General features: G+C 39.8%; 20 protein-coding genes and 1 pseudogene. All 21 read left to right on the forward strand.

What is annotated here, in order from left to right:
* Positions 1-77 precede the first annotated feature (77 nt).
* The 21 genes and pseudogenes from HMPREF1207_RS29915 to HMPREF1207_RS19180 all read left to right on the forward strand — a co-directional run bounded on the left by HMPREF1207_RS29915 (position 78) and on the right by HMPREF1207_RS19180 (position 15,127).
* Positions 78-254: a hypothetical protein gene (locus HMPREF1207_RS29915; protein WP_009671574.1), complete on the forward strand. Its 177-nt coding sequence runs from the start codon at positions 78-80 to the stop codon at positions 252-254.
* 2 nt (positions 255-256) lie between these two features.
* Positions 257-802 (forward strand): GNAT family N-acetyltransferase, encoded by a 546-nt coding sequence (locus HMPREF1207_RS19090; protein ID WP_009671484.1) that lies wholly within the window; start codon positions 257-259, stop codon positions 800-802.
* Positions 803-838: 36 nt separating this feature from the next.
* Entirely contained in the window at positions 839-1,693 is an 855-nt protein-coding gene (locus HMPREF1207_RS19095; protein WP_009671521.1) for a hypothetical protein, read from the forward strand.
* A gap of 11 nt (positions 1,694-1,704) precedes the next feature.
* The gene (locus HMPREF1207_RS19100) at positions 1,705-2,883 is read left to right on the forward strand and encodes a hypothetical protein (RefSeq protein WP_009671508.1); all 1,179 of its coding nucleotides are present in this window, start codon (positions 1,705-1,707) and stop codon (positions 2,881-2,883) included.
* A 12-nt stretch (positions 2,884-2,895) separates the two neighbouring features.
* The gene (locus HMPREF1207_RS19105; RefSeq protein ID WP_009671531.1) at positions 2,896-4,242 is read left to right on the forward strand and encodes a hypothetical protein; all 1,347 of its coding nucleotides are present in this window, start codon (positions 2,896-2,898) and stop codon (positions 4,240-4,242) included.
* 18 nt (positions 4,243-4,260) lie between these two features.
* Complete coding sequence (locus HMPREF1207_RS19110) at positions 4,261-5,268, forward strand: hypothetical protein (RefSeq protein WP_009671533.1); 1,008 nt, start codon at positions 4,261-4,263, stop codon at positions 5,266-5,268.
* Positions 5,269-5,272: 4 nt separating this feature from the next.
* On the forward strand, positions 5,273-5,890 hold the full coding sequence (locus tag HMPREF1207_RS19115; protein WP_009671486.1) for a hypothetical protein: 618 nt from the start codon (positions 5,273-5,275) through the stop codon (positions 5,888-5,890).
* Between the two features lies 1 nt (position 5,891).
* A complete protein-coding gene (locus HMPREF1207_RS28855; protein ID WP_036740210.1) occupies positions 5,892-6,221 on the forward strand; it encodes a hypothetical protein in 330 nt (109 codons plus the stop codon).
* Positions 6,218-7,810: a hypothetical protein gene (locus HMPREF1207_RS19125; RefSeq protein WP_009671519.1), complete on the forward strand. Its 1,593-nt coding sequence runs from the start codon at positions 6,218-6,220 to the stop codon at positions 7,808-7,810. Before HMPREF1207_RS28855 ends, HMPREF1207_RS19125 begins: the two co-directional genes overlap by 4 nt.
* A 16-nt stretch (positions 7,811-7,826) precedes the next feature.
* Positions 7,827-8,111, forward strand: coding sequence for a hypothetical protein (locus HMPREF1207_RS19130; protein ID WP_016423902.1), 285 nt, complete (start codon positions 7,827-7,829; stop codon positions 8,109-8,111).
* Between the two features lie 20 nt (positions 8,112-8,131).
* Positions 8,132-8,272, forward strand: a complete 141-nt coding sequence (locus tag HMPREF1207_RS28860) for an XkdX family protein (RefSeq protein ID WP_009671512.1) — start codon at positions 8,132-8,134, stop codon at positions 8,270-8,272.
* 79 nt (positions 8,273-8,351) lie between these two features.
* Entirely contained in the window at positions 8,352-8,750 is a 399-nt protein-coding gene (locus tag HMPREF1207_RS19135) for a phage holin family protein (protein WP_016423903.1), read from the forward strand.
* A gap of 11 nt (positions 8,751-8,761) precedes the next feature.
* A complete protein-coding gene (locus HMPREF1207_RS19140; RefSeq protein ID WP_009671546.1) occupies positions 8,762-9,478 on the forward strand; it encodes a M15 family metallopeptidase in 717 nt (238 codons plus the stop codon).
* A 4-nt stretch (positions 9,479-9,482) separates the two neighbouring features.
* Positions 9,483-10,103, forward strand: coding sequence for a hypothetical protein (locus HMPREF1207_RS28510; RefSeq protein ID WP_016423904.1), 621 nt, complete (start codon positions 9,483-9,485; stop codon positions 10,101-10,103).
* Between the two features lie 181 nt (positions 10,104-10,284).
* Positions 10,285-11,022 carry a phage regulatory protein/antirepressor Ant gene (locus tag HMPREF1207_RS19150; RefSeq protein ID WP_009671544.1) on the forward strand — a complete coding sequence of 246 codons (738 nt, stop codon included), beginning with the start codon at positions 10,285-10,287 and terminating at the stop codon, positions 11,020-11,022.
* A gap of 89 nt (positions 11,023-11,111) precedes the next feature.
* A complete protein-coding gene (locus tag HMPREF1207_RS19155; protein ID WP_009671540.1) occupies positions 11,112-11,294 on the forward strand; it encodes a hypothetical protein in 183 nt (60 codons plus the stop codon).
* A gap of 86 nt (positions 11,295-11,380) precedes the next feature.
* A complete protein-coding gene (locus tag HMPREF1207_RS19160) occupies positions 11,381-12,493 on the forward strand; it encodes a tyrosine-type recombinase/integrase (RefSeq protein WP_009671538.1) in 1,113 nt (370 codons plus the stop codon).
* A gap of 65 nt (positions 12,494-12,558) precedes the next feature.
* Positions 12,559-12,759: pseudogene (locus HMPREF1207_RS28865) on the forward strand (DUF1805 domain-containing protein); the annotation flags it as partial.
* A gap of 298 nt (positions 12,760-13,057) precedes the next feature.
* Positions 13,058-14,359, forward strand: a complete 1,302-nt coding sequence (locus tag HMPREF1207_RS19170) for a hypothetical protein (protein ID WP_009671522.1) — start codon at positions 13,058-13,060, stop codon at positions 14,357-14,359.
* A 330-nt stretch (positions 14,360-14,689) separates the two neighbouring features.
* On the forward strand, positions 14,690-14,914 hold the full coding sequence (locus HMPREF1207_RS19175) for an aspartyl-phosphate phosphatase Spo0E family protein (RefSeq protein WP_009671513.1): 225 nt from the start codon (positions 14,690-14,692) through the stop codon (positions 14,912-14,914).
* A gap of 12 nt (positions 14,915-14,926) precedes the next feature.
* Positions 14,927-15,127, forward strand: a complete 201-nt coding sequence (locus HMPREF1207_RS19180) for a hypothetical protein (protein ID WP_009671505.1) — start codon at positions 14,927-14,929, stop codon at positions 15,125-15,127.
* The last annotated feature ends 87 nt before the right edge of the window (positions 15,128-15,214 follow it).

Genomic DNA, 15,214 nt, shown 5'->3' on the forward strand with positions numbered 1-15,214 from the left:
TCCTAGTAATCGATTGTTCTAAACATGATTCTATCGCATATGCTAGCGTTAATTATATTAACGGAGGTGTGCGAACGATGGGAAAGAAGGGGAAAAGAATGGCGACACAAATTGCAGAAACTCCTGTTTTGTATGGAAAAGATGCCGAAGCAGTATTAAAACAGATTCAATCAAAACCTAGTGAACGTCAATTAGAATTGTTGAAAAAACAGTATGAACAAAAATTTGCAAACATTCAAACAAGGCGGCGCTAGAATTGTTTAATGAAAGACAGGTAGCTGTATATCCTTTAGGAAAAGAAGATGAATGGTACATATCACAGTTCGATTGTGAAGATGAGGAAATGAATCGTTTCTTTCGTGAAGAATGTCTGGAAGAGCAAAATTTTGGTCTCAATAAGACGTTTGTTTTATATTATTGTGGCGATTTAGCAGCATTCTGTTCTATATGTGCGGATCGTATTTCACTGGCTTCTTCGGAAAAAGAGGTTTCACAACTCCCTAGAAACAGTGTCCCTGCAGTAAAAATTGCTAGATTAGGAAGAGACAAAAAGTACAAAGACCTTAAATTGGGTCGGTACTTGATGGAGTATGTACAGTATCAGGTTTTGAATATCTCTCAAGAGCAGTTAGGAATAAGATTTATCACTCTAGATGCCTATCCTGCTAGAGTTCCTTTTTATGAGTCTCTAAACTTTATTCAAAATGTTCAACAAGACGCAAGAAAGGGAACTGTTAGTATGAGATTTGATATCTTTTCAAGTTCTGAATCTCTCAATATGGTCAATGAAGATACTGCTTAATAGTAGTATCTTTTATTATTTTTATGGAGGTGAATTATGACAATTATCGGATATGATTTTTATGGAACACAGTTTTTCCGTAGCCCAGGAAACGCAATAAAAGACATCTTCTATGGTGAGTTAAAGGGGGGTATCTACGATGAATTAGAGATTCGAGACCGAACAGATGCACCAACTGACAAGAACAAAACCAAATGGGAACTTGACCATAGAGCAATATTTAAATTCGCTGGAGATCTTGAAGGCGGCAATATATCAAACAGCGGATTAGAAATTGTAAGCTTTGCAATTAAGCGTCGAAGAGTCAATGAGATCGATTCTATTACCCTCGAACACATTCCTTTTATAAATAATCTCAGCATTAACTATGAAGATTACACGCAGCCAAACGATGAGTTAATTTACACAATTGTCCCTATTGCTCAGAATGAACTAGAAGGTAAGCCGGTTGAAGTCCATGTAAAATCTGATTTTGTTGGCTGGTGGTTAGTCGATAAAGAAACAGATAATACACTTGGATTTGATTCAGCTATAGGCGAAATCGGTAGTGTCGAAACAGCTTTGAATCAAGGAAGAACAGTAATCGAAACGCTCTCTCGTTTCCCTTCTGTTTACTATTTCGATAAAGACTATCACACATTTTCACTAAGCACGGCAATTATCCCAAGTGAGTTTGAACGTTCTGGCCAGAACTATGAGAAGATCGTGAATACGTTTATTCGCGACCATCGTCCTTTTATTGTTAAATCTGATACAGGTAGAATTTTTGTCTGTGACTGCAGCAACCCAAGATTCAGCACACCGTTGAATACTTGGAAGGATTATGACTATGGTGTTTTAACGATTGATTTCGTAGAAATTCAAGACTACAACGAGTTTATGAATGAGTAAGAAGGTGAAGAATGCAATATTGCTCATCTGAATATTTGGCAGCTTTAAAGAGCCCAATCAAACAAATGTTTTTGAAATTTGAGTTTTATGATTCGCAAATGAGCTACATTAGTGAATTTACAAAGCAAATCACAACACAGGATTCAGGTTCCATTTCTGTGGATGCTTCTCGCCCAGTTAGACGCAGTTTCTCCTTCAAGCTATTGAACAAGAAGAACGAGTTTAACTTTGGTGAAGATAATCTAATCTGGATTGATAAGCGAGTCAAAGTATATACAGGGTTAAAGCTTAGGTCTGGAGGGATGGAATACATTCCGCAGGGTGTATTTGTATTATCGGAACCAGAAGATAGTCATACAACTGAAGGTAAGTTAACTAGCCTTTCAGGCATGGATAAAATGTTTCTATGTACGGATAAGCGAGGCAAGTTTCGAACAGAAACTACAATTGAAGTCGGTGGAAATATTGGAGCCATTATTAAATTATTAGCTCAAAAGTATGGAGAAACGCAATTCAACTTCGACCCCATTACAGAAACAATTCCTTATACGTTTACCTTTCAACCAAGCGATAATATATATAAGGCAATGTCTGATCTGGCTCTACTTGCTAAGTGTGAGCTTTTTTATGATGTAAATGGGTATCTGCGGTTGCGTAAGATCGATCTGAATCAATTTGAACAATCTCCCTCAGTATGGAAGTATGTGTATGGTGATCCGAATGAACGCTTTTATGCTGGAAACGTACGTAAGTTTGATGAAAATCAATTAGCTAACAGAATATTAGTTCTCGGGGGATCAAGCCAAATTGCCGAGAGTCGATACGAGCTTATTGTTACGGAGTCTAATTCACTATGGAAAGACCACCCCTATTCTATTGAGAAGATTGGCGAAATTACCTATGAGCATAATAGCGGCAATCCTGACAGTTTGCTTGCAACTAATGAGGAATGTAAATGGAGAGCTAAATACGAGCTTATGAATCGGCTAGGTTATGCAGAGCGCGTTTCTTTGTCCTTAAGTCCAAACCATTTGCATGACGCAAACGATGTCATTGAGATTGAAGACATAGAAAACTCGGTAACGGGCAAATATCTTTTGCAGAGTTTTTCACTCCCATTAACTCCACAATTAATGAATTGCGAATGCATGAAGTATCGCCGCGTTATAAGCGATTGGAATTTTATCTAAGGAGGTGATCGGTTGACGAATGAAGATTTTATAAAAGCGGTAAGGCAAATTGTAAACATTGAATTAAAAGAGAACAATTTAGCAATTGGGCACTGGCATTTAGGCACCGTAACCAAGGTGAAAAATAAGACTCTCCTAAGCATTTCAATAAATGGCTCGGCGACTTCACAAGACGTTCCATGTAATCCAGATGTGAATTTTATCAAAGGGGATCTTGTTTACGTCGTCTATGTAAATGGAGACTCGAAAAATAAATTTGTTCCCTACAAACGATTTGCAGATGAGAATTATATCGGCAGTAGTGTGGCAAACCAAGTATTAGGAAACCTATCCCTTAACCATAAGGAAGAATCGGGATTAACAGCTCCATACAATTTTACTGTCATTCAAGGGACGCGAGGCGGTGTTCAGTACTCTGAATTATGGATTCTCGTTAATGCCTACTACGATTACAAAGCGAAGCGTTTTAAAAGAAAAAATGTAAATAACTATTCTTTTGGCTGGCAGTTTCAAGGCATGGGTACATATCCAGGTGAAGAAAACTTCGGAGATTATTCCAATCAAGGCGTAAACCTCTGGAAAGCAAACGGTAAATCAGCATATGGGGTCAATGATCCGGCTAGAGATATAACCAATGAAGATATAGGCGCAGTACAATCAGACGGATCGTGGCGTGAGTTTGGAATCATGCTTGGTTGGAATAATGTTTTTATGTGTGACTCCTATGGCGGCATGACAATTGGCGGGGCTGGGTTTGAGATAGATGGGAATGGTACAAGTCCCTTCAAGCGAGTGTCTTTGAATAAATTTAACGGTGGAAGTGTGGATTCTTCAAAAGGATACGAGCAATACGGTTACGCATATAACGGGAACCTGTGGAATGCCTTTCACGGTATGCATGGAAGCGATCAAAACAATAGGAATAGCTTCTTTTGGGGGTTAGTGAGCCCCATTGATTTTTATGATCAGGGCTACCATAACCCATACTCTAACCAGGCTTCTATGGAGGACGTTAAATATGTTTTGCGAATGAAGCCTAAGAATGTAGGGCATCAGGTTGAAAATTGGAAGGATATTTTGTCATTAGACATGGACGGTAATATGAAAGTGAAAGACAAGACCGTTCCAGCAATCTTGCCCGTCAAAGCAGACGTCGTTAATGGAACGGATTTTAATCTTAGCTACCCTGATCCAACATGGAATAAGAATAACACGTACATTACGGGGGTAATCGGAGTTCAGTCTGATGGCTCATTGAAACAATTTGGGGCAATAAATGCGACTTTTACTGATTACGGAGCCTACGGCTATCTTGGTAGCGGTTTTGTATCTGCTAAGCTCCTACTATCGAAGTATTAGAAGAAATGAGGTGATTTTTTGGCTATACAAAAGCCCTATAATATCAGCTTGAAGGGTACAACGGTTGATGCGAAAGATTCCATCAAAGTATCTTGGCAAAGCTCTGGAGATATGAGCACAGCCTTTGAAGTTCGAATTTATAGAAACCAAGATAACAATTTAATTTATGATAGTGGACTCATAACATCGTTTGCAAAAGCCTACTCTCTTCCTGCATTTGCTTTGCCAAATGGATACGAATTGAAAGTGCAAGTCACGATCTGGGATTCGAGTAACAACTTTGCCGTCTCGGATACAGAGATATTCCAAACATCATCTAGGCCTAATATTTCTGTTTCTCCAATTGGAATTGTAAACTCCCAATCGTATGAGTTTTCGGCTAGTTACACTCAAACAGAAAATGTCCCACTACGTTCATGGATTGCATTCTTATACGACAAAGATAGGACGTTAATTAGCCAGTCTAATGTAAGAACATCGGCTCCACTTGTTTATTTAATTCATTACTTGAAAAGCGGATCATCTTATTTTATTGAATTCCAAGCAACAAGTAATAAAGGCTCCGTTGGTACGAGTGGTTTGATACCATTCACGGTTAGTTACCTGCAGCCTGACATTAGCATCAATCTTGAGGCGAAGAATGTTAAGAATGCTGGTATTCAATTGTCGTGGCAGACGATTCAGATTATCGGAAAAACTACTAAGCAGCCCATTTACTTGAATGGTGAGAAACTGGATCTACGAGATGACGTTTTCACATTTACAGATGGATTTCATGTGGATGCGGACTTCACATTGAAATTGTGGTTTGAGGACATCAAACCTTATACTGATTTATTAGTTTTAAAAGGACAGAACGGAATCATGACTCTACAATATTGGGATGATGATCAAAGGTTTCACCTATTCAGGGAAGTTTATAATTACCGTTCGCATTACGCCAGCCAGCCGTTAACCGGTAGTGGCTATTTTTTATGCATTCAGCAGATTGGCGGAGACATGAATATATTTGGTGAGGTGAATTAGAAATATGGCAGTTAATTTATCGACCTTTCCTGTGAAAATTGATGAGTTTCAGCGTCATTATGAACTTCAAGCTCAAGACATTCCAGGAGTACAGAGGTTTCAAGAATTAAAACTAAAAGCCAATCGTACTCCCGCGGAAGAAACTGAACTGGCTAATTTAACCGTGCAGTATCGGGAAAAGTTTATTTCGGCTGATGACTTTAACAGGTTTCAAGACGCCTTGGTTAACATGGAGATATTCATTAAAGATAATGTTGAAGGCTATATTTTGACCAAGCAAGGGGAATTTACAACCTATGTAGATATAGCCACAAATACTGTTCAAGCAACAAAGGACTCGGCTCTACAAACCATTGAGCAGAAAAAAGAAAATGTAATTACCTATCTTGATGGAACTACTGCAGGGGCATTAAGAAATGATATTGGAGTCATGGGGGATTTGGAGACCGTTAATAAACAATCTCTTGTCAAAGTGGCCAATGAACTTCGATCTGACAATATAAAAATAGACAATAAAATTGGAGCTTTGTCTACTCTTAATACAACGGATCAAAGCAATATTGTGAAAGCGATGAATGAAATCAAGTCAAATTTAGAAATTGCCTATTGGATGGGGGTATAAAATGATTAATACACCAAAGAGATTATATGTAAATCAACCGGGTACGACTGTTTCGACAGCCTATACCGTTCCAGCGGGAACAACAACGATTGTGAAAAATATACATATTGCAAATAATACTGCTGCTGTTTCTACTGTAACTATCCATCTTGTTCCAAATGGACAGTCAGCAACGAATGCAAATAAAATCATCGCTAATTATCCGGTTAAACCAAATGACAGCATTAGCGTGGATATGTCGTCTGTCCTTCATAGCGGCGATACGATTCAAGTTTCTCAAGGTACAGCGAACGCTATTTCAGCCTATATCTCGGGAGTTGAGTGTGTATGAGTATTCGCCGTTTAGGAGACATGAGGATCAAACCTGGGGCTTCTGGCGATGTACAACCGAGCGATGTAAGAGCAGGTAAAACATTTTCATCTGAAATTGATACGGATTTAGTTGGAACGCTGCCTGATCGTGGCGCTATGACATTGACGCCAAGTGGAACCGGTCAGGTTTCAATTCCAGATGGAATCCATGCTAATAGTAAAATTGCTCAAGTGAACGTACCCGCGGATAAAGTTTTAACTGGTACAACAATTGCAAGTGTAGCAGGTACAATGCCTAATCTAGGTGCCCCTACATTTAACGTCTCTCCTAATAACCAATCGATACTCGCAGGTTATTATACAGGCGGCACTGTTGCAGGTGACGCAAACATACGGCCTGAAAATATCCGCAAAGGCGTATGGATCGGTGGAGTGCAAGGTAACTCCCTCGAGTATGGTGCCAGCGATTGGATCCCATTCGGACGTATACAGAAGTACCGCATATTACGACGTTGGGAGAAGAACTTTGGTCTTGGGTATGTTCTTGCTCCTCGGCCATGTGGTGTAGACAATCGCTACGTTAGCAGTATGAGTTACAATGACGGAGTATCTGTCAGACAAACTATAGTAATTTGTTGGGATACAGCTGGCACGGAAGTATGGCGACAAACTGTGGCAGCTAGATCAGGTTACTATCCGCAAGTAGGCGCTACTACGGTTGCAAGAGACCGCACCCACGTCTTTTGGACTTATGGTGACAATACTGGTAATTCTTATTACCATACAGTACGAAAGATCAGACTTACTGATGGTGTTACTGTTTGGGAAAGCCCTTTAAATAGGGACCAGACTGTTGCGGCCATCCAAGAAACGCCTGATGGTAAACTTTGGTTACTTGGATCGTTTTATACTGGCACTTCTTATTCGGCTATTACTAGGATGTCGGCTACAGGCGTCGTAGAAGCCTCTCAATCACATAGTCCAGGAAATGGTTCTCAGATAGTAGTACAGCCAGATAGTCAGTATTACTATATGTTTGATGAAAACAGACGACTGCATAAATATCAAGCAACAGGCACTACTACCACAGATGGAAGTGGAAATTATTTCGGCAAAGAGCAATGGTCACTTTCTTTGTTTGTTCCATTCAGGTATGGCTATGGTGCTTTCTGGGCTCCCGCATTAGGTCAAGTCGTTGTAAGTGGTTACGGATACCTCTACGCTAATAACGGTGAAACTCTTGATACCGCTTACAGGACTACTAATATGGCGTATATAAACACAAACGGGACAATTACGGTACAGGATACCGTTGGTGTTCCTGAGTACACTACCACAGCCGAAGCGCAGTCTATAAATGATGGCGAATATTTATTTGTTGGGGGTTCTGGTTCGGGCCCGTCTTATATATTCAGAACATCGGATAAGACAGTATTAGCCAGATTCAATGGAGCCACTGCCAATCCTGACGGTTTTGGGGTTGATCGTAACAGTACCGGTATGTCTTGGGATTTTGGTAACCATCTAATTGCTAGAACTAATACAGCGCCTAACAGCAGCAGTAATACGCAGATATCTTTACAATATCTCAACACTTACTTTGGTTAAATAGGAGGCTTATACAATGGAAAAACGTTATATTATGCTTAATGAAAACGGTGAAATTGGTACCATATATAACTCACTTGAATATGGTCCAAAAGATGCTAATCTTATAGAAGTAGACTATATTTCGCAAGACCCAGAAAAAAGTAAAACACATGTCGCTGCTCTTAAATTTGATCCAGATAAAAAGTGCTTATATTATGAATATACACTAGCGCCACCTTCACAAGAACAAATAATTCAGGATATGCAGGCAGCACAAGCAGTTATGATGCTAGCACTTGTAGATGCTGGCCTCGTATAATCCGAGAGGGGGGAAGCCTAATGGACTGGTTTAAAACAGTAAAAGTTTATTATGATAAAGGATTCTATACTAATGATAATGTAAAAGTGTTCGTGGTAAAAAACAAAATCACGCTTGAGCAATACGAAATTATTACAAACGAAAAGTTTTCTATTGAATAAAAGAAAACAATAAATCATTAATTTGTAATTAAAGGAGGACTCTTAATTGAGGCCTCCTTATTAATTAGGAGGATCCAAATTGAATGAATCAATTTTAAAGCTGATATTTAGTACAGGAGCAACTATTACAACCTATGCATTCGGCGGTTGGCCAGCAGTATTGGGGGTTCTTGTAGCACTCGTTGTGATAGACCAGGTAACCGGTATCGTAGCATCGATTAAAGACGGAACTGGGCTAAGCTCTCGTGTAGGTTTTATTGGTATAAGCAAAAAAGTATTTATTTTTGTAGTAATTGCAATGTGTCATTGGTTCGATGGCATTATGAATCTGAATGGGATCTTGATGGATGCAGCAATCTACTTTTACATTGCTAATGAGACGATTTCAATTATCGAAAACCTTGGACGTATAGATGTACTCATTCCAGAACAACTCAAACAAATCATTACTGTACTTCGAAATAAAAACCAAAAATAGGTGATAAATCAATGGGATTACAACTTGAATTTATCTTAAGTAAATCATCAAAACGTCTAAGTGATCTGCATCCAACAGTTAAAGTTGCTGCTGAAAAGCTAATCATAAACAGTTATAAAAGAGGAGTTCCGATTGTAATTACACAAGGCCTTCGTACCTTTGCGGAGCAGAACGCCCTATATGCACAGGGGAGATATGGTGACAAGAGGCCTATTGTAACAAATGCCAAGGCCGGTGAGAGTTTTCATAACTATGGTGTAGCTATTGATTTTGCATTGTTATTACCAGATGGTAAAAATGTGTCCTGGGATATGCAAAGAGATGGTGACGGAGATCGTCAGTGTGATTGGCTAGAAGTTGTAGAGGAAGCTAAAAAGCTTGGTTTCCAATGGGGCGGAGACTGGATTAATTTTAAGGATTCCCCGCATTTTGAAATGACCTTTGGTCTTTCGATTAAGGACTTTCAACTAGGTAAGAGACCGCCTGTCGTAAATGAAAGCATCAAGGAGGTTGAAGACAATATGCCATTGCAATTAAATGATTATGAATGGAAAATGCTAAACGGTATATGGAGTCAAAGATACAATAAAGGCGAGATAGAAGATTGGAAATGGATTGAAAAGATCAGATGTAAGCAATTGAATGCTGGCGAATTAGCATTCCTGAATGCGGTAATTGCAGCTAAAAAGGATTGTCTAAGTGTAGAAGCTGAATCTGCGGGGATGTAAAAAATTGAAGAAGATAAATGAAGGCAAGAAATTTGAAAAGAATTATGAAAGTGCAGTAAATCGCACAGCTTACTTCTTTCTAAGACTTAAAGATAGCGCTAAATGGTTAAGGGGTTCTGGAGCTACTTTTACACCTGAGAACCCATGTGATGGGATTCAATATGCTGCCCCCTTTCTATGGCTAATAGAATTGAAAAGCACCAAAGGGAGTTCGATAAGCTTTAATCCTGAGAGACCAGAAGAGAAACCCCAAAACAAAACTACACAGGTAATGATTAAGGCTCATCAGGTTAAATCGCTTATGAAATTTGCAACTAAAGATGGATTGATACCTGGATTCATATTCAATTTTAGAGAAAGAGAAACAAAAACTAAATCATATCCCGATGAAACGTTCTTCGTACATATAAATGATTTCATAAGCTGGTCAAAGAGTAGTGGGAAATCAGGAATAAACAGAGACGATTGTAAGACGATTGGAGTTAAAATACACTCGTCTGAAAAACAAAAGTACGACATAAGCAAATTTGTTGATGAAGCAGTACAGGTTTTTATTAGACGTGGATACATTAAGAGTGAATTCATAAAAGGTATGAGTGAATACTTTCTTACTATTAGTAAGTGATAGAATGGAAACTTTAGGGTAGTCTTTGACAATCGTTTTTTGACGAAAGTTGAGGATTACCCTATTTTTTTCTCTATTATTAAAATAAAAGATTGTAATAAATTGAAATGTGTTATATTATGGATTTATGAAGATAGCAACTTGTGGAGACAACAAAAACATATAAAAAAAGGATGATTGAATGGAACTTAGTATTTTGAATCAAGAGGGAAGACTTTTCGTGGATAGTCGCGATGTAGCAGACATGACAGGTAAACGGCACGATCATTTACTTAGGGATATCGATGGCTTCATTGGAATTCTCAACAAGGCTACCTCCCCAGATTTGGGGGCGTCAGATTTCTTCGTTCTTAGTAGTTATTTAGATGCAAAAGGAGAGACAAGAAGAAAATATGATCTCACTCGTATTGGATGTGATATGGTAGCAAACAAAATGTCCGGTGAAAAGGGTGTTCTTTTTACAGCGGCCTACGTTAAAAAATTTGAACTAATGGAAAGATACATTGCACATGGATTAGATAAGTTTAACATTCCTAGCACGATGTCTGGGGCTTTGCAATTAGCCGGAGAAATACAGACTAAATTAGAAATTGCTCAACCAAAAGCAGACAAATACGATCAATTTCTTAATACTGAAGGACTGATTCAGTTAAATGAAGTAGCCAAACATCTAAATGTAGGATTAAAAACTTTTTACGCTATCCTCCGCACGGAAGGAATTCTAATGAAGCAGAAGAAGCCCAATGTGCATATTCCTACAGCTAAATATGCGAATAAAGGGTACTTCTCTGTTGTCAGAGAGCAAATACCCAATAAAGATGGTAAGATGGTTTGGCATTCAATTGCTTACGCTACACATTCGGGCTTCGATTTTCTGAGCAAATTCGTAAGTGCATACATACAAGATGAAACCGCATAATAAAATAAAAGTAAACAATAATTAGTTTTCATTAACATGTCGAATAGGACAAATCATTCATGAATAAATTTTTTTAGAGGTGATCATATATGATTAGAAAAAATGAGAAAAAAGTTATTTTAGGAATCAAAGACATTATGGAAAGATTACAAATCGGTAGGAACATGGCTGCACGAATTTTAGCATCCGATGAACTGCATGTATTTCGAATTAATGAAAAAAGATTTGTACACGAAGATGTTTTTGAAAAGTGGCTTAAAGGCGATCAATAAGAATATAATGCGGAGTCTGGGTGTGATAAACTAAAATTGTCACGTTTTGACTCCGTTTTACTTACAAGGTATACGGAGGTATTTGAATGCCAGAGCCTAAAAAAAATCCTAAAACGGAAACTTGGGAATTTGTCTTTGATTACTATGTCAAAGGTGTTCGTAAACAGGTCAGAAGAAGAGGATTCCAGACCAGAAAACAAGCAAGTAAAGCTATGATCGCTCTACAAAATGAAGTCTTAGAGGAAAAGTTTGTTTGCACGGACAAGACAACGGTAGGGGCCTTTGTACAGAATTGGATTGATACAGTTAGAAAATTAGAAATTGACGAAACGACCATGTACAACAATAAACTTTATTTAAAGAATCACATTATGCCTCGAATCGGAAAAATGAGACTTCAAAAATTAGACCATATTGTTTGTCAGGAATTTGTTAATGAAATGCATGAGAAAGGTTATGCAAGAAATACGATAGACAGAGTTGTAACGATGCTGAAAAAGGCTCTTGATAAAGCTGTACAGTATAAATTGATTCGCGAGAACTATATGAGGCAGGTAACACTACCTAGAGTAGTTAAAAAGGCAAAGGAAATATGGACAGCCAAGCAAGCGATCCAGTTTTTAAAAGCAACAGAGGACAGAAGATTTCATTGTGTGTATGCATTAGCATTGTTGACGGGAATGAGGCAAGGAGAAATCCTTGGACTAAGATGGAAAGATATCGATTTTGAAAGACGAATTATTTCTATCAATCAAACGTTAACTCATTATGGGAAGAGCATCAAGAGTGGTGCAAAAACTGCAGCGGGGATTAGAACAATTGCTATGCCTAATTTGCTTATAACGATTTTGAAGAAGCAGCATGAAAAATACATTGAACTGAAGCAAAAACTTGGTGAGAAATTTATTGATATGGATCTGGTTATTTTCAATTTGTCTAATGGTAAAACAGTTTTTCCATCAAATTTGACTAAAGTTTATACGGCGGATGTAAAGAGAGCGGGACTTCCTCATATTACATTTCACTCTATGCGTCACACTCATGCAACAATGCTGATTGAGCAAAACGTAAATGTGAAATTGATTTCTGAAAGACTGGGACATTCTAAAATTGGAGTAACCCTTGATACTTACAGTCATGTGATTCCAAGTATGCAGCAAGAGGTCGCGGATACGATTGATGAGATCATGGTGATGTGACCACGTTGTGACTTTTAACTGATTTGGTTAGAAAGGCCTAGATTTATCAAGGGTTTGAGGACGATTACATCCATCGCGGAGCACTTGATGTCGCCCTGCTGAACGAACGGCTGAGCGACCGCCAGATTATCGCCGCCCGTGCCACAGGTGTGAAAACAATCGGCGAGCTGCTCGACGCTCCGCTGGAATCCGTTACGCATACGGCCGAGGAGATGGGGATCTTCGCGGGCATGACCGGCCGTGACGCCATACTTAAAATGATGTAGGAAACTCGGAAAGCCTCGGGTGCGGGTGCTGCCGCTGCGCAGACGCCCGCCTCTTTTTTTACGCGGAAAAACGTGCACGTTATCCTTCATCTAATTGTCCCAAAAGATCATTTGAGGTATAATTCCCATGTAATGGAAAATACGTTCTCAAATTCTTTTATTGACCGATGTCCTAATAGATTTATTTTGTGATAGGGAAACCGGCAGGATTCGGTGGTTTTCAGAAAGTGGTGATGGTTTGGGGCCAAAAATAACTTCGATTCGCACACAATTGAAGAGCTATCTAGATCGCCGGCAGATGACGATTAACCAATTTGCGGAAGTATCCGGAATCAACTCCGGAACGTTGAGCATTATTTTGCACGGGAATCGTCCGATCGCCATGCAGCAGTTGGATCGAATGACCGCCGGTATGGGGCTTCACGAAGGCCATTTCTATGACGTGTACATTGAAGAATGTTTTTTTCATTCGAATCCGGATTGGCGCAGATTGGGACCGCTCATACACCGCTGTGCGGAGCTGGGCAAACTGGACCTCCTCTTGCGCGTGGTACGGCTGATGCTGGAAAATCTCTCGTATCTTCCTTTGTTATTTGAGACGGCCGAACACTTTCATTCGGAAGGAAGAAGAGAGGCTGCCGCGCTTTTGTATGAGTGCATTGCGGAAAGTGAAAAGTACCAGCATTCCGAAAGACTGGCCCTCTGTCAGTACCGGCTGTTTACCCTTGCCATAGGAGATGATCTAAAAGCTAATTTACGGGCGGCTACCTTATTCGAAAGCTATGTGCCCCGGTTAGACGTATCGGATCAGTTGGATGCGCTGAATCAATTGGCTTATGTATTCGGGACTCTGCACGAATGGGAGAAGGTCGATACACTAGCCCAAGAGCTGCACCGGATTGCGGCCATTCAGTACCGGCTTGAGCCGGCTTCGGAACCCGGCAGGGAGGCTATCAAGCAGCCCAAACGTCCGCTTTGCTATTATATCCTCCAGGCCCTGCTGATCCGTTCGGTGGTATGTGAGGAACGCGGCCAATTCGATCAGGCGCTGCATTACGTTTCCTTGTACGCGGAACCGGACTGGCTACGGGAACAATCGGATGAGGAGAAACGTATTGTCGAGCAGTTTAGAGAATGGGCGGTAGCGAACACTTATTTGTACCGCATCATGTCGGGAGAACTCATGGTTCTGCCCGAATACATCAACTGCATCGCGTCCCGCAAGGACGATATTTTCACGGCACTCTGCAAAATCGTACAAATAGCCAATCGGTACGGATATGAGATCGACGACATTCTGGACCGCTTTTCTTCTCATCTTCCCTATCAAACCTATCAATCTGAATTTGGCGAATACAACAAGCCCGTTATGAAGGAGCGGTACGCCCAGTTTTTGAGCGATTTGGCCGCCTATCACTTGACTCAAAATCGTAGAAAAGGGATAAAGTTTGTACTGCACGGATTGGAATTTTCTGTTAGAATAAATAGTGAGAGAAATATTATTCAATGTATGGCGCTTTTTGAAAGATTTAGGCACTTGGCGGGCATTGAAGAAAAGAATGAATTTAAACATTTAGTGAATGAGGTGCGATTAGGATGAAAAGAAAATTATCTGTTTTGCTCGTGCTGTCGAGTGTGGCAATTGCCGTTTTGGCTCCAAGCACGGGATTTTCAGCTCAACCGCAGACGCAAGTACATAAGATCGTACAATTGGGGCATGGCTGGGGAAATTAACCCGGCAAATGAAAAGGATAGCAGCAGAAAGGGCATTCCCGGGTAATCCGGGAATGTCTTTTTTTATTCGGGGGAGAAGGCGTCTAAGCGTAATGTCATTCGAACGATATCCTATAATTTAACAGAAGGATGTAAAATATGACAAGAACAGAGGTAAAGGACAAGTTTTACATATTACCTATAGGAGAGTATGAGGATGGACGAAATTCATCAGCATATTGAAGAAATTCGTAGAGAAATGATGCGGCTGGCAGGGGAATATGGTTTTTCCGATTCCAGGGTTCTAACTAAATCTCAGGAATTAGACCGTGTTTTGAATACCTATCAGCGGGAGAAATGCAAGCTCAAGGAGCAAAAGTACCCGGGTGTTATTCATCTAAGCCTCTCTTCTGTAACCGGTCCCGCTGAATTCATAAATTAGGAGAATACCCGTATGCCTACTTCGATTATTCAATTGTTCAATTCCGATCAGCTCATCATTGTGATGTTTTTGATGTGGGTGCTCATAAGCGCCATGTTTATGGTATTCCATCTGGACGGTAAAAAAAGCAAGCGTACACGTAATAAAGTTGACCCGAAGCGGGAAGAACTGCCTGAACACGAGCATCGTAAAAATGAACGAGGGCTGCTTTAACGGTCAGAAAACCGATCAAAAGCAGCTCGGATAACTAAGAGCCTTCTTGTGCGTTTCGATCTTGTTCGAGCGCTTGTTTGCGTTAGA

Source organism: Paenibacillus sp. HGH0039, assembly GCF_000411255.1.
In the GTDB taxonomy this organism is placed as follows: Bacteria; Bacillota; Bacilli; order Paenibacillales; family NBRC-103111; genus Paenibacillus_F.

Excerpts from the sequence above, each read along its gene's own strand:
- HMPREF1207_RS29915 (WP_009671574.1), top strand. The coding sequence starts at position 78 with ATGGGAAAGAAGGGGAAAAGAATGGCGACACAAATTGCAGAAACTCCT.
- HMPREF1207_RS19095 (WP_009671521.1), top strand. The coding sequence starts at position 839 with ATGACAATTATCGGATATGATTTTTATGGAACACAGTTTTTCCGTAGC.
- HMPREF1207_RS19100 (WP_009671508.1), top strand. The coding sequence starts at position 1,705 with ATGCAATATTGCTCATCTGAATATTTGGCAGCTTTAAAGAGCCCAATC.
- HMPREF1207_RS19115 (WP_009671486.1), top strand. The coding sequence starts at position 5,273 with ATGGCAGTTAATTTATCGACCTTTCCTGTGAAAATTGATGAGTTTCAG.
- HMPREF1207_RS28855 (WP_036740210.1), top strand. The coding sequence starts at position 5,892 with ATGATTAATACACCAAAGAGATTATATGTAAATCAACCGGGTACGACT.
- HMPREF1207_RS19125 (WP_009671519.1), top strand. The coding sequence starts at position 6,218 with ATGAGTATTCGCCGTTTAGGAGACATGAGGATCAAACCTGGGGCTTCT.
- HMPREF1207_RS19130 (WP_016423902.1), top strand. The coding sequence starts at position 7,827 with ATGGAAAAACGTTATATTATGCTTAATGAAAACGGTGAAATTGGTACC.
- HMPREF1207_RS28860 (WP_009671512.1), top strand. The coding sequence starts at position 8,132 with ATGGACTGGTTTAAAACAGTAAAAGTTTATTATGATAAAGGATTCTAT.
- HMPREF1207_RS19140 (WP_009671546.1), top strand. The coding sequence starts at position 8,762 with ATGGGATTACAACTTGAATTTATCTTAAGTAAATCATCAAAACGTCTA.
- HMPREF1207_RS19150 (WP_009671544.1), top strand. The coding sequence starts at position 10,285 with ATGGAACTTAGTATTTTGAATCAAGAGGGAAGACTTTTCGTGGATAGT.
- HMPREF1207_RS19155 (WP_009671540.1), top strand. The coding sequence starts at position 11,112 with ATGATTAGAAAAAATGAGAAAAAAGTTATTTTAGGAATCAAAGACATT.
- HMPREF1207_RS19160 (WP_009671538.1), top strand. The coding sequence starts at position 11,381 with ATGCCAGAGCCTAAAAAAAATCCTAAAACGGAAACTTGGGAATTTGTC.
- HMPREF1207_RS19170 (WP_009671522.1), top strand. The coding sequence starts at position 13,058 with ATGACGATTAACCAATTTGCGGAAGTATCCGGAATCAACTCCGGAACG.
- HMPREF1207_RS19175 (WP_009671513.1), top strand. The coding sequence starts at position 14,690 with ATGGACGAAATTCATCAGCATATTGAAGAAATTCGTAGAGAAATGATG.
- HMPREF1207_RS19180 (WP_009671505.1), top strand. The coding sequence starts at position 14,927 with ATGCCTACTTCGATTATTCAATTGTTCAATTCCGATCAGCTCATCATT.